Source organism: Shewanella goraebulensis, assembly GCF_030252245.1.
GTDB lineage: Bacteria > Pseudomonadota > Gammaproteobacteria > Enterobacterales > Shewanellaceae > Shewanella > Shewanella goraebulensis.
On record NZ_CP126972.1, the window covers coordinates 1,345,392 to 1,358,817 of the forward strand.

Annotated in this window: 12 protein-coding genes; 8 read left to right on the forward strand and 4 right to left on the reverse strand. The window is 42.0% G+C overall.

What is annotated here, in order from left to right:
• Nucleotides 1-77: 77 nt before the first annotated feature.
• The gene (locus QPX86_RS05580; RefSeq protein WP_285164593.1) at nt 78-1,655 is read left to right on the forward strand and encodes a general secretion pathway protein GspF; all 1,578 of its coding nucleotides are present in this window, start codon (nt 78-80) and stop codon (nt 1,653-1,655) included.
• A gap of 975 nt (nt 1,656-2,630) precedes the next feature.
• Nucleotides 2,631-2,987, forward strand: coding sequence for a hypothetical protein (locus QPX86_RS05585; RefSeq protein ID WP_285164594.1), 357 nt, complete (start codon nt 2,631-2,633; stop codon nt 2,985-2,987).
• Nucleotides 2,988-3,159: 172 nt separating this feature from the next.
• Here the strand turns inward: QPX86_RS05585 and QPX86_RS05590 are convergent, their stop codons facing one another.
• From QPX86_RS05590 to lolB, 4 genes are all read right to left on the reverse strand, one after another.
• On the reverse strand, nt 3,160-4,155 hold the full coding sequence (locus tag QPX86_RS05590) for an FAD:protein FMN transferase (RefSeq protein ID WP_285164595.1): 996 nt from the start codon (nt 4,153-4,155) through the stop codon (nt 3,160-3,162).
• Between the two features lie 175 nt (nt 4,156-4,330).
• Nucleotides 4,331-5,278 (reverse strand): ribose-phosphate pyrophosphokinase, encoded by a 948-nt coding sequence (locus QPX86_RS05595; protein ID WP_102528060.1) that lies wholly within the window; start codon nt 5,276-5,278, stop codon nt 4,331-4,333.
• Nucleotides 5,279-5,382: 104 nt separating this feature from the next.
• A complete protein-coding gene (ispE, locus tag QPX86_RS05600; protein WP_285164596.1) occupies nt 5,383-6,267 on the reverse strand; it encodes a 4-(cytidine 5'-diphospho)-2-C-methyl-D-erythritol kinase in 885 nt (294 codons plus the stop codon).
• Between the two features lie 92 nt (nt 6,268-6,359).
• Nucleotides 6,360-6,935: a lipoprotein insertase outer membrane protein LolB gene (gene lolB / locus QPX86_RS05605; RefSeq protein ID WP_285164597.1), complete on the reverse strand. Its 576-nt coding sequence runs from the start codon at nt 6,933-6,935 to the stop codon at nt 6,360-6,362.
• A gap of 371 nt (nt 6,936-7,306) precedes the next feature.
• Between lolB and hemA the strand changes: the two genes are divergently transcribed.
• The 6 genes from hemA to QPX86_RS05635 all read left to right on the forward strand — a co-directional run bounded on the left by hemA (nt 7,307) and on the right by QPX86_RS05635 (nt 13,420).
• Nucleotides 7,307-8,557 carry a glutamyl-tRNA reductase gene (hemA, locus tag QPX86_RS05610; RefSeq protein WP_285164598.1) on the forward strand — a complete coding sequence of 417 codons (1,251 nt, stop codon included), beginning with the start codon at nt 7,307-7,309 and terminating at the stop codon, nt 8,555-8,557.
• Nucleotides 8,558-8,571: 14 nt separating this feature from the next.
• Nucleotides 8,572-9,657 (forward strand): peptide chain release factor 1, encoded by a 1,086-nt coding sequence (prfA, locus tag QPX86_RS05615; RefSeq protein WP_220751443.1) that lies wholly within the window; start codon nt 8,572-8,574, stop codon nt 9,655-9,657.
• An 86-nt stretch (nt 9,658-9,743) separates the two neighbouring features.
• Nucleotides 9,744-10,610: a peptide chain release factor N(5)-glutamine methyltransferase gene (gene prmC / locus QPX86_RS05620; protein ID WP_220751445.1), complete on the forward strand. Its 867-nt coding sequence runs from the start codon at nt 9,744-9,746 to the stop codon at nt 10,608-10,610.
• Nucleotides 10,611-10,722: 112 nt separating this feature from the next.
• Nucleotides 10,723-11,118, forward strand: a complete 396-nt coding sequence (locus tag QPX86_RS05625) for a SirB2 family protein (protein ID WP_220751447.1) — start codon at nt 10,723-10,725, stop codon at nt 11,116-11,118.
• Between the two features lie 9 nt (nt 11,119-11,127).
• Entirely contained in the window at nt 11,128-11,916 is a 789-nt protein-coding gene (locus QPX86_RS05630; protein WP_220751449.1) for a SirB1 family protein, read from the forward strand.
• Between the two features lie 250 nt (nt 11,917-12,166).
• On the forward strand, nt 12,167-13,420 hold the full coding sequence (locus QPX86_RS05635; protein ID WP_220751451.1) for a DUF819 family protein: 1,254 nt from the start codon (nt 12,167-12,169) through the stop codon (nt 13,418-13,420).
• Nucleotides 13,421-13,426 lie beyond the last annotated feature (6 nt).

A 13,426-nucleotide genomic window follows, 5' to 3' on the forward strand; every position in this document is an offset into this window, starting at 1 on the left:
ACTGAATATTACTTCTCATTCAAGATTGAAACTGGTCAATGTGGCAAGTGTATTAGCCTGTTCAAAAGGATTTCAACATGACTAAACCAAAGCATCTTCATCCGGATACGCCATTATTGTTTTCTGATCACCGCAAGCCAATGACACGCCGTGAGTTTATCTCAACAGGCTTAGTTAAAGGTGGTCAAGCGGTGGCTGGGCTGTCACTAATGAGCATGTTTGCTAATCCAAACCAAGCTAATGCAGCATTGTCTTCTGATTTAGAAGCACTGCGAGACTCTTGTGGCATTAGTGTTCAAGGCGCAGGCAAAATTCCTTTTATTAGTTTTGATTTAGCGGGTGGAGCCAATATTGCTGGCTCAAACGTACTAGTTGGCGGTGCTGGCGGACAGCAAGATTTCTTATCAACCGCTGGCTATAACAAACTGGGATTACCTGGTGATATGGCGCCATCAATTGCTAACCCTGATGTGGGCATGTCTGATTTTATCAATACGGATTTAGGTTTGGCTTTTCATTCTGACTCTGCATTTTTACGGGGCATATTAGAAAAAGTCTCAGCAGATACGGCATCACGTATAAATGGTGCCGTTATCCCATGTCGCTCTGACAATGACACCGGTAATAACCCGCATAACCCAATGTATGCCATTGCTGCAGCTGGTGCGAATGGTTCACTGATGCCGTTGGTTGGCTCTCGCAGCACAGATTCTGGTGGCAATTCTATGGCGCCGAATAACTTTATTGATTTAAGTATGCGCCCGACTAAGATTGATCGTCCGTCAGATGTGACGGGCTTAGTCGATGTGGGGGACTTATTTAGCTTATTGTCGCAGCGCGATGCCGTCACTGTGATGGAAAGTATTCAGCGTATCAGTGCTCAGAAAATGGCTTCAGTGAATACTCAAGTCACCCGTGACGATGTGATTAAAGATTTAGTCAATTGTGGTTATGTAAAAAGTGCTGATTTAGCAGATAGATTTGGCGATCCTTCAACCTTAAACCCGGTACTCGATCCTGATATTGTAGGCCCGAGCGGCATATTTACCATTAACGAATTTGATTCTGAATCAGAGTTTCAAAAAACCGCATCGATTATGAAGCTAGTGGTTAATGGTTTTTCTGGTGCGGGTACCGTCACTATGGGCGGTTTTGACTACCACACCGGTGAGCGTGGCACGGGAGAGCTTCGAGATTTACGCGCAGGCCGCTGTATGGGCGCCTGTTTAGAGTACGCAGCAAGGCGCAATCAACCATTAATGATGTATGTGTTCAGTGATGGCTCAGTTGCCAGTAACGGCCGCATTGATGAATCAATGGAAGGGCGAGGCAAGGGTGAATGGACTGGTGATAACTCATCAACTGGTGCATCGTTTTTCTTAGTATATAACCCTTCAGGTAAACCACAGTTGATGGGAGCTAATGCGGATCAAATGGCGCAAAACCAACAGATTGGTTTTATGCGCTCAGACGCCTCAGTGGATACCGCATCAGCACCATCGGCCAATAACGTTAACTTATTGGTTGATACTGTATTGCTTAACTACATGGCACTGCATGGTGAACAAGGACAGTTTAATACAGTAGCCCCAAGACAAGGTTTGGGGAACAGCACAATGCTGGATTCGCTGACAGCGTTTCAACCGATTGTTTGATTGAGATATAGGTTTATTTTGCTGGTTAAATTGAAAAGCTCAGAGGTTTTCCTCTGAGCTTTTTGTTTTTAAATTTGTCTTTAAGTTTAAGGTTAAAGGCAAAATCAGAATCAAAGTCGTGGCGCTTCGCCCACACCCGACGAAAGGGAAACAACAGCATTTCCCTTTTCGATATCCCTTGCCGCTCCGACGAAGTGTTATTCCTCATGCTATAGAGCGAATTTACTACCGCCTCAGACTCGCCATCCATGGCTCAACTGAGGCTATGTCGGCGTCCTGCCTCCATCACGCAAATTAGCTCAACGCATTCGGACACTTCCAACGGAGATTATTGAGCCTGCAATTTCATTTGTTGTTATAGAGCTCATTCTGTAAAGGTTTAAAATTGCTTTTGATTTTCTATGAATGATCCATTTGAATTGAGGTAAGCAAGAAAATTGTGTGAGCCCAGACAGGGATGTCTGGCTAGTTTTCGAGGGGAAGGGACGCCCCATCGTAAGCGTTAGTGATTTTTGCAGCTTGCTGAAGAAGATAACAAAGGAGTTTAAAGCTATAAGAGTTCCCATTGAAATCTTTCGCTTCTTAGAAAACCTCGTAGGGACGGCGGGGTGTTCCAAGAGGGGATTGCTGTTGATACCCTTTTGGTCGGGTGTGGGTGGAAAACCCACGATGTTAATCCAAACGAAGTTTGGAAATGAAGCAATGAAATTGGCCATTACCTGAAATGTTTATAACCCAATATGGATACTCGTATATCTAACTGAAATCTAGTAAAGTAATTATTAATCAATAGCTTTGATATGGTAGGGCGGTCAGAAAGAACTCAAAATTTAATTTTTCCAGTTTCAATGAATCTTACAGAAGCCAACGCATTAAGATTCAACAAGGTGCTAAAAACATTTGCTATGAATATTGTCTTGTAGCACATGCTTTAATTATTAGGAAGGTTTTATACAACAAGGAAGTATGGACGGAATGTTCAAACAAAATAGTGTTAATTTAGTTTGCTCTACTCTGGCAATTTTATGCGCTTACTATATCGAAGTAGTAAGTGTTTTATTTTGGTTTGGTGGGCTTCTAGTCATTCCAGCAATTGCAATTTGGTATCAGTTTAAGTTTGCTCTGGGTAACTTTATATTACGCCTCAGTGTTGCTATTTTACCTTGGTTAGTTCTTTGCGTTATTGGTCTATTTTGGGCATCAAAAACAGAGCATGACGGCCAGAGAGCCATGAATATGTTCTTTTTTGAAATGCCATTATATTCTGTTGCAGTTGGAACTGTTGTGGTGACAGTATATTTTTTCTTTAAAAAAGCTAGACTTTCTAGTTAGTTACTTTATAAGCAAGTTATCAGAAAGAGCGTACAACATATGGCTTGCGCTTTTTCGTCGCTTATTTAAATCAACTAAAATTTACCACTATTTTAGTCATTAGGTGCATCTTTCTAAATTTTACAGATGTGTGGGAGACACGGTCCAAACTGCTCCCAACTTACCCTTTAATCTAATTCTCCTGTAACCCTCTTGATACATGTAAGGTCTGCTGATTATCAATAATAATCGCTTCGTATTCTGGCAGCTTGTTAATCAGCGCCATGCCTTCTTGTAAGCCTTTAACAAACACTGCGGTAGACAGGGCATCTACATAAGTTGAGTTCTTGCCAATGATAGATACGCTAACCACTTTTCTGGCTGAGTCACCGGTTTTGGGGTTAATGATGTGATGGTAGCGTACGCCATCTTCAATAAAGTAACGCTCATAATCCCCTGATGTTGAGATGGACTCATCGCTTAACGGTAATTGCACTGCTGTTTTTTCAGCGGCGCGAGGATGTTTAATCCCCACAAACCAAGGGCGGCCGCGTCTGTCGCCTAATAATCCTGTGTCTCCGCCTGCACTAACAAGGGCATGTTCGACACCAGCGGCTTTGAGTATGGCTAGGCACTGCTTTACTGCGTGACCTTTGGCTATACCGCCTAGATCTATTCTGACATCTTGGTTTTTGAATTTAACGCTAGATTGCTGTTTATCTAATATCACTGCGCGGTAATCAATGGCATCAAGCGCTTGGCTGATGTCGGACTTAGCTGGTTTTTGACCTTGACGATAATCATATTGGTAACCGATAGAAGCGTAGGTGATATCAAATGTGCCTTGGGTTAACTCTGCTATTTGGCGTGAATCAAGCAGTAAATTAAACAGTTCTTGGTTTACCTTAACTGGGGCTATTCCAGCTTGTTGATTAATATGACTCAGTTGACTATTTGGCTTGTAAGGACTCATTAACCTGTCGATGCGGTGCATCTCTTGTTCGACCTTTTCAATAAGCTGGGCTGGCGAGTCTGAGATGCTAGAGTGTTCATTTTGCTCAAGCCAAAACTCGACATGTGCTTGAGTTCCCATGACTTGAAAAGTTTTTTGGTGCCATTGGGCGATTGCATGGGAAGGGAAAGCGAGTGTGATAAAACACAAACTGATAAAGGAGCAGCGCTTGAGCATGGAATTGAATACTTATTGTTAGATATTTTTATAACCAATAGGGTACTGAGTTATGAAGGATTTATCTACAGAGTATTCTGACTCGTGGCTTGAGTCGATTTCTAGCCAATAAAAAACGCACTCAATTGAGTGCGTTTAATCTATCCTGTTTCACTATTGCTAGTGAGTTAGAATATTAGTGACGGAACATTGCAGAGATAGACTCTTCGTTGCTTACGCGACGAATCGCTTCAGCCAGTACCGCTGACATAGTCAGTTGGGTCACTTTTTCCACTTTTAACATTTCTGGGCTTAATGGCACAGTATCGGTGACGATAACTTCATCAATAACTGATTCAGCAATGTTAGCTGCTGCGTTGCCTGAAAATACTGGGTGCGTTGCGTAAGCAAAAACACGGTTTGCGCCATGTTCTTTTAAAGCTTCAGCCGCTTTACAAAGTGTGCCGCCGGTATCGATCATGTCATCTACGATGATACAGTCACGACCTTGTACATCACCAATGATATGCATTACCTGAGCAACGTTCGCTTGTGGGCGACGCTTATCGATAATGGCTAAGTCAGAATCATCAAGTAGTTTAGCTACGGCGCGAGCACGAACTACACCACCAATGTCTGGAGAAACCACCACTGGGTTATCAAGTTCTTTACCTAACATGTCTTCTAATAGCACTGGGCTACCAAACACGTTATCAACAGGCACATCAAAGAAACCTTGAATTTGCTCTGCGTGTAAATCACAAGTCAGTACGCGGTCAACACCAACACTTGAAAGGAAGTCTGCAACTACTTTTGCTGTAATTGGTACACGAGCACTACGTACACGACGGTCTTGACGAGCGTAACCGAAGTAAGGAATAACGGCTGTGATACGGCCAGCTGATGCACGGCGTAACGCGTCAACCATAACGATAAGTTCCATTAGGTTGTCGTTAGTCGGTGCACAAGTAGACTGAATGATGAATACATCAGCACCACGTACGTTTTCATTGATTTGAACACTGATTTCACCGTCGCTGAAACGGCCTACTACTGCATCGCCAAGTTTGCAAAATAAACGGTCGGCTATTTTTTTGGCTAGTTTAGGGGTAGCGTTACCAGCAAAGAGCTTGATATCGGGCACTTTATGAACCTCAGGTGTTGGCTTGAATGTTAGTGGCTAAAAATGTTGATAAATTACTGTGAACTGAACAGTAAACATTATCGTAATACACTTTTAGAAATATTTTAGCTTTGGCTTAATCGGGTCACTAAAGGTGACTGATTCAAGCCTTTAGCAACAAAACCTTGCATAGATTTAGGCAGTTTTGCCAGAGCATCTAACGCTGTTTGTTGCTGTTCGAACTCACCGAAGACGCATGCGCCAGTTCCGGTCATTCTTGACGGCGCATATTCTACCAGCCAGCTCAATGCATTGGCAACTTGAGGGTGCTTTTCTGCGACCAACTTCTGACAATCATTTGACCAATTTTTCTGCATTAATGTATCAATAGCTAATTTAGGGGTGTTACGAGGCAACAATGGATCTTGGAAAATAGCTTGAGTAGATACATGTACATCAGGGACGATAACTAAATAATAGAATTCAGTGGGTTCAACAGGTAATAGTTGCTCGCCAACACCTTCGGCGAAAGCTGAAAAACCATTAATAAAAACAGGGACATCCGCGCCCAGCTTTAGACCAATTTCAGCTAAAGTTTGTTGCGTTAAATTTAAATTCCACAGCTTGTTTAAGGCTATTAATGTGGTTGCGGCATCGGAAGAACCACCTCCTAAACCACCACCCATTGGCAAGTTTTTACGTAACCAAATTTCTGCACCGCCTTGATAATTGCAATATTCTTGTAAAGATTTTGCGGCTTTTAGAATTAAGTTATCTTTTTCTGCGACAACTTTAGATAATTCTGAATGTAACTTAAGTGTTTTATTTTCGGTCGGTAAAAAATCCAAAAAGTCACATTGATCGATAAACTGAAATAATGTCTGCAATTCATGGTAACCATCAGCTCGTTGACCAGTAATGTGCAGAAAAAGGTTTAACTTTGCAGGTGCTGGCCAGTTTGCAGAAATTGCAGCTTGAGTATCATGAGTGTTCAAGGTCGCTGTGGTCATAGAAGTGCTTCTTTATTTAATAGTAATAAGTTAACGAATAATAAATGGACAATCATTAGCTATCGACTTTAGTGACTTAATTGTTGGTGAAATTAAAGGTTGTCAGTTATGGGCGTTAAAGCTTGCCATTGATTAATCTGAATTTTAATTTGCACGTCAGCTCGGTCTATCTGTAATAACCTAGGCACACTAGCGCCGCTTCGCTGCTGATAGCTGATGAACTTCACTTGCCAGTCTTCACCGATATCTTTGCTGGTAAAGGCTTTTATTGTGCCGTCCGAGTTATATTCTAAAACCTCATCGTCTGGAGTTACTTGCCCGGTAATCCATAACGGCAGTTTGTTGAGTGGTATTTGCATGCCACTGACTCGCGAGATAAGTTGTTGCGGGTCTCTATCGGTATAGGTTTTACCTTGAACATCGATACTAGTAAGGCCGTATTGAGAAGTCAGTGACAAGACGGTAGTGCCAATAACAGTAGTGAGCTTTAAGTCATCATGAGGTTGGTTAAAAGTATTGTCGTGAAACCAAAATAAATTAGTGCTGAATTTATCGGTATTCGAGCGAAATGCCAGTTTACCTTGAATCTCCCAGGCGTTTGCTTCACTGGCTTGACTGACGTCAATATCGGTGAGCTTATGGGGAGGTTTAACTGAACACGCTGCCAAAAAAAGACAACAAAGTAGCATCACGCGCTGTAGGGAAGATGTTAAATATCGCAAAAGATTTCGCTACCTATATATAGTGGTACTTTATGATACTGACCTAAGCGGCTATTGTAAAAATGCTTTTTGATTTTTGCATTTTTATTAGCCAATTGAAGTAAATATAGTAAGAAAGCTTTGCTTGTTAAGTGTTTATAGGCATCATAAAGTTTAAATGAATGGGTCTACTTTCCTATCTTTTTGTTAACAAGATAGAATTTTTAGAAAAAATATAGACAATTATTCGGTTTTGTTAAGCCAATTGTGTTTTTAGTTTTGGCAATTAAGTAGAATAGCCTAATTAATGATCCCGCGAAGAACTTAAAACGAGTCACATGAGCCTAGTAGCAATCGGAATAAATCATAAAACCGCCACGGTCGACCTTCGTGAGAAAGTCGCCTTTTCGCCTGACAAAATTCATGACGCCATGAAGAGTCTGGCCAGCCGCACCAGCTCTGGTGAAGCCGTGATCGTGTCGACATGTAATCGCACCGAACTCTATTGTAATAATGGATCTAAAGCAGACATTATTGAGTGGCTTGAGGATTACCATAGCTTGACGCATGAAGAGCTAATGCCATGTATCTACAGCTATGAGAATCAAGAGTGCGTAAAACATTTAATGCGCGTGTCTTCTGGACTTGATTCACTGGTATTAGGTGAGCCGCAAATTTTAGGTCAAGTGAAGCAAGCTTTCGTTAAAGCCAAAGAAGCGGGCACCACAGCGGTCACTATCGACCGTTTGTTTCAAAATACCTTCTCTGTTGCGAAAAAAGTGCGCACCGAAACTGAAATCGGCGCCGCAGCTGTGTCAGTTGCATTTGCCGCTGTTAGCATGGCCAAACATATTTTCTCGTCACTAAGCACAACTAACGTATTGTTGATTGGCGCTGGTGAAACTATCGAATTGGTTGCTAAGCATTTAAAAGACAATGAAGTCGCTGGCATTGTGGTTGCTAATCGTACGGTTGAGCGTGCTCAAGCCATGTGTGAAGAGTTTGATGCCACAGCAATTACACTGCAAGAGATACCTGACTATCTACCTAAAGCCGATATCGTGATATCCTCTACCGCCAGTCCATTACCTATATTAGGTAAAGGCATGGTTGAAAAGGCGCTGAAACAACGCCGTCATCAACCAATGTTATTAGTTGATATTGCCGTTCCACGAGATATTGAAGCAGAAGTTGGCGAATTAGACGATGCTTTCCTTTATACTGTGGACGATTTGCACAGCATCATTGAACAGAACATGGCTTCACGTAAAGAAGCCGCCGAGCAGGCAGAGATAATTGCCGATGAGCAAGCCCATGTATTTATGGAATGGGTGAGATCGTTAGAGTCTGTAGATAGTATTCGAGAATACCGTAGCCAAAGTTTGGCAATTAAAGATGAATTAGTAGAACGCGCCTTGAATAAATTGACTCAAGGTGGTGACAATGAACAAGTGATTTTAGAGCTAGCGAACCGCCTAACCAATCGCCTTATTCATGCGCCAACACAAGCGTTAACTTCTGCTAGTCGTCAAGGAGACTTGAATACCTTAGGCCAATTACGCGTCACGCTTGGTTTAGATAAAATTTAAGGTAACAACGTTAAATGAAAGAGTCGGTTATTCGCAAGCTGGAAGGCTTGCTTGAACGTAATGAAGAAGTGTTAGCATTACTGAGTGATGCACAAGTTATTGCGGATCAAGACCGCTTTCGCACCTTATCAAAAGAATTTTCTCAGCTTGAAGACATCGTAAAAAGCTTCACTTCGTTCCAAGAGGCGCAAGAGAACCTTGAGTCTGCTAACGAAATGTTAGCAGAAGACGACGCTGAAATGCGCGAAATGGCGCAAGAAGAAATTAAAGAAGCAAAATCAGAAATTGCACGTCTTGAAGACGAATTGCAGATTTTACTGCTGCCTAAAGATCCTAACGATGATCGTAATGCCTTTATCGAAATTCGCGCAGGTGCGGGTGGTGATGAAGCCGCGATTTTTGCGGGTGACTTATTCCGTATGTATTCACGTTACTGCGAGTCGAACAAGTGGCAAATGGAAGTCATGAACGCGAACGAAGGCGAGCATGGTGGATTTAAAGAGCTGATTGTTCAAGTGAGCGGTGAAGGTGTTTACGGCAAGCTTAAGTTTGAGTCAGGTGGACACCGTGTTCAACGTGTACCAGAAACTGAATCACAAGGTCGCGTACATACCTCTGCAGTTACTGTTGTGGTATTGCCTGAAGTGCCAGAAGCTGAACAAATTTCAATTAATCCAGCAGACTTGAAAGTGGATACCTTCCGCGCATCAGGTGCCGGTGGTCAGCACGTCAACAAAACCGATTCCGCAATCCGTATTACTCACGTACCTTCAGGTATTGTGGTGGAATGTCAGGATCAGCGCTCGCAGCATAAGAACCGTGCCCAAGCAATGAGTGTTCTTTCTGCTCGCCTGCAAGCTGTTGAAGATGAGAAACGCCGTAGTGAAGAAGAATCTACTCGTCGTAACTTAGTGGCAAGTGGCGATCGCTCTGAACGTATTCGTACTTATAACTTCCCTCAGGGGCGTATGAGCGAACACCGCATTAATTTAACGCTTTACCGCTTAAATGAAATTATGGAAGGCGATTTAAACTCCATCATTGAGCCATTGATGCAAGAAGAACAAGCTGATCTGCTTGCAGCATTAGCTGACGATTAATTTCAAAAACTTATTTTAATAGCTCTTTTTAATAGCTAGTTTTAATAGCTAGTTTCAATGGCTATTAAAATGACTAAGGAACGACGTTGCCACAGTCTTCTTTTTCTACCATTGCGGAATCTTTGCAATGGGCTTATAGCCAGTTGGTCGACTCATCTGAGTCGGCTAATATTGATGCAGAAGCCTTGCTTCTGCATTGTCTTAATAAGCAGCGCAGTTATCTCTACACTTGGCCTGAAAAGGTACTCACTGCTGACCAATTTAAATCGTTTCAAACCATGATTGAAAAGCGTAAGCAGGGCATGCCTGTTGCTCATATTATTGGTGAACGTGAGTTTTGGTCTCTGCCATTTATTGTTAATGCCACCACACTTATTCCACGCCCTGATACAGAAATATTAGTCGAAACAGCACTTAATTTGCCGTTAGATAACAATGCAAAAGTATTGGATTTAGGTACAGGAACCGGCGCTATTGCCTTGTCTTTAGCCTCTGAACGTCCTGAGTGGCAGATGACAGCCATCGACAAAGTAGATGATGCGGTTGAATTAGCAAAAGCCAATCGTGAAAACTTAAATCTTGCTCATGTTGAAATACTACAATCTGACTGGTTCAGTGCTGTAGAACATCAAGATTTTAATTTGATTGTGTCCAACCCTCCTTATATTGATGAAACCGATGTGCATCTTGATTTAGGTGATGTTCGTTTTGAGCCATCAAGTGCTTTAACAGCCGCAGAACAAGGTTTTGCTGATTTATTTCATATTGCCCAACACGCGACTAAACATTTATCTCAAGGTGGATACTTGTTGTTAGAACATGGTTTTGAGCAAGCGTTAGTGGTTAGGCAAAAACTGATTGAGCTTGGGTATGACAATGTGGCTACAGTGCGTGACTTTGGCAGCAATGACCGCTGCACACTAGGACAATGGCAAGGCACATTAAAAGACTAGTTACACAACATTCACCTTTGTAAAATCAGTGTTTTTCTTAAAATTGCTATAGAGCCGCTTGATCGAGTAAACTAGCGGCCATTTTATCTGTAGCTCAAAGAGAAAAACAATAATGGAAACCTTTTACAGTTTATATCCTGCTGTTAAGCACACGCACTTAACTTTCATCTTTTTAAGTGTGGTATTCTTTATTACTCGCTTTGTACTGCATATGCGTCAATCTCCAGTGATGGACAAGAAGTTTATTAAGATTGCACCGCATGTAATTGATACCTTCTTATTATTGTCAGGACTGACATTGTGCTTCATGATCAAGCAGTATCCTTTTGTGGATGCGTGGATGACAGAGAAGTTACTTGCAGTACTTGCTTACATCGGTTTAGGTGTAATGGCACTGAAAGGTGACCGCAATAAATTCTTCAAAATCTTTGCCTTTTTAGGCGCTATTGGATGGCTCGTATTGGCTGCCAGGCTGGCTCATTTTAAACAAGTTGTATTAATGGGTTAATAGAGTTTCATGGCTAAACATCAAATGAATGATGCAGTGAAGATCCCAGACACTGCATTCGAAATTACGCAGCATTTAGGTTTTTCTCAAGAGAAAAAAGCGTTATGGGCTTGGTATGAAATTGCTGGGTCGGTAATGAGCTTGCATGTTGAGGATCCACAGCAACGCTTTGACGGTTTGCTTCGTTGGTTTTATACCGACTTAGGCTTTTGTGCACGTGAAGATTACTTCAGTGTTGAAGCCGCCGATTTAGGTCGTTGCATTATGAGTCGTCAAGGCAATAGCACCACATTGGCGACTGTGATGATCTTACTGGCTAAGCAGCTTGATATTACCCTTGATGCGGTATTACTACCGGGACAAACGGTTGTGCGTTCGCGCATTAACGACAGCATCGTTTATATCGATCCGTTAACAGGGCAAGAATTAACCCGTCGCCAGCTGCATCTTTTAGTGCGCGGTGAGTTGGGTAACTCGGCATTGTTAAAGCCAAAGTACCTCAAAACGGCATCATTAAAACGCTTAATTACTCGCATGATCCATGAGCTAAAAGCAGGTTGTATTGTCACTCATCAATTTGAGCAGGCAATGGAGTGTTGTAACTTGTTACTGCAATGGCATCCTGACGACGTTAATTTAAATCGTGAACGTGCTTTTATAGCTCAGCAATTAGGTTGTATTAAAGTGGCGATTTCTGATTTACAGCATTTTATTGATAGCAGTCCTCATGATCCTGTGACTGAAATTGTCAAAATGCAGTTGAAGGAACTTAGCGACCAACCGCAGACTTACCACTAATTTGATTTAGTTTATTAAACAATTCAGGCTCATTTTATGGGCCTGAATTTTTTATTATGACTTGTTTGAATTTTATCAGTGAGGGTGTTCAAGCAAATAAAAGATAACTGCTGCCTATCGAGACAATTTCGATTACATTACCATGTTAAATTTAAAAATGACCAAAAAGTCATAACAATAAGTACTGCTAAAAGTACAAAACAACAATAAAAATAATTCACTTTGACATGCATTCACAAGGAAGATTTTAATGACATCCAGTCCTATGGTCACTAATGATGCTACTGCATTAGGCCTACTAGCCGTAATTCTCGGTTTCGTTTTTTACACCAGTTCTTCACCACATCCATTTTGGCAAAAATTCTATAAATTTATACCTGCATTATTGCTGTGTTACTTCTTGCCGTCATTGCTCAATACATTTGGGATAGTTGATGGGGATACTTCTAAACTTTATTACGTGGCATCGCGCTATCTATTGCCAGCATGTTTAGTGTTACTGATTTTAAGTGTCGACTTAAAAGCCATTTTAAGTTTAGGCCCTAAAGCGATTGTGATGTTTTTAACTGGCACCGTAGGCATAGTGATTGGTGGCCCCATCGCGCTGTTAATTATTTCAGCTATCAATCCTGATGTATTAGGTGGAAACGGCCCAGATGCCGTTTGGCGTGGTATGACAACTCTTGCGGGGAGTTGGATTGGTGGCGGCGCGAATCAAGCCTCGATGAAAGAGATCTATGAAGCAGGTGGTAGTATCTTCTCGGTGATGGTGACGGTAGATGTCATCGTTGCCAACATTTGGATGGCTGTGCTGTTATTAATGGCGTCACGAGCAAAACAAATCGATGCTAAAACTGGTGCAGATACCACTGCTTTAGAAGCATTAAAAGCGAAAGTTGAAAAGTATCATGCTGAGCATGCGCGCATTCCTTCGCTACGTGATTTAATGCTGATTGTGGCTATTGGTTTTGGTGTTACTGGCCTTGCGCATTTTGCCGCAGACTTTTTAGGGCCGTTTTTTGAAACGAATTACCCTTGGACACGAGATTACAGCCTAACCTCAAAGTTCTTCTGGTTAGTGGTACTGGTGACCTCAATTGGTCTCGCATTATCATTTAGTCCGGTAAAACAATTAGAAGCTGCTGGAGCATCGAAAGTGGCTTCGGCATTTTTATATATCTTAGTGGCAACCATTGGTCTTCATATGGATGTCTCAAAGCTCGCTGACGAGCAAAACCTTTGGTACTTTGCTATTGGTATCATTTGGATGATTGTTCATGCGAGCTTTATGCTGATTGTCGCTAAACTAATTAAGGCACCGTTATTTTATATGGCTGTTGGTAGCCAAGCCAATGTTGGCGGCGCAGCTTCTGCACCAGTGGTTGCGGCAGCATTCCACCCAGCGCTAGCCCCAGTAGGCGTGTTATTGGCCGTGTTAGGTTATGCTGTAGGTACATATATGGCGTGGTTATGTGGCCAGTTGCTACAAATTATTGCTGTTTAGCCCCGT

Excerpts from the sequence above, each read along its gene's own strand:
- QPX86_RS05580 (WP_285164593.1), top strand. The coding sequence starts at position 78 with ATGACTAAACCAAAGCATCTTCATCCGGATACGCCATTATTGTTTTCT.
- QPX86_RS05585 (WP_285164594.1), top strand. The coding sequence starts at position 2,631 with ATGTTCAAACAAAATAGTGTTAATTTAGTTTGCTCTACTCTGGCAATT.
- QPX86_RS05590 (WP_285164595.1), bottom strand. The coding sequence starts at position 4,155 with ATGCTCAAGCGCTGCTCCTTTATCAGTTTGTGTTTTATCACACTCGCT.
- ispE (WP_285164596.1), bottom strand. The coding sequence starts at position 6,267 with ATGACCACAGCGACCTTGAACACTCATGATACTCAAGCTGCAATTTCT.
- hemA (WP_285164598.1), top strand. The coding sequence starts at position 7,307 with ATGAGCCTAGTAGCAATCGGAATAAATCATAAAACCGCCACGGTCGAC.
- prfA (WP_220751443.1), top strand. The coding sequence starts at position 8,572 with ATGAAAGAGTCGGTTATTCGCAAGCTGGAAGGCTTGCTTGAACGTAAT.
- QPX86_RS05625 (WP_220751447.1), top strand. The coding sequence starts at position 10,723 with ATGGAAACCTTTTACAGTTTATATCCTGCTGTTAAGCACACGCACTTA.
- QPX86_RS05630 (WP_220751449.1), top strand. The coding sequence starts at position 11,128 with ATGGCTAAACATCAAATGAATGATGCAGTGAAGATCCCAGACACTGCA.
- QPX86_RS05635 (WP_220751451.1), top strand. The coding sequence starts at position 12,167 with ATGACATCCAGTCCTATGGTCACTAATGATGCTACTGCATTAGGCCTA.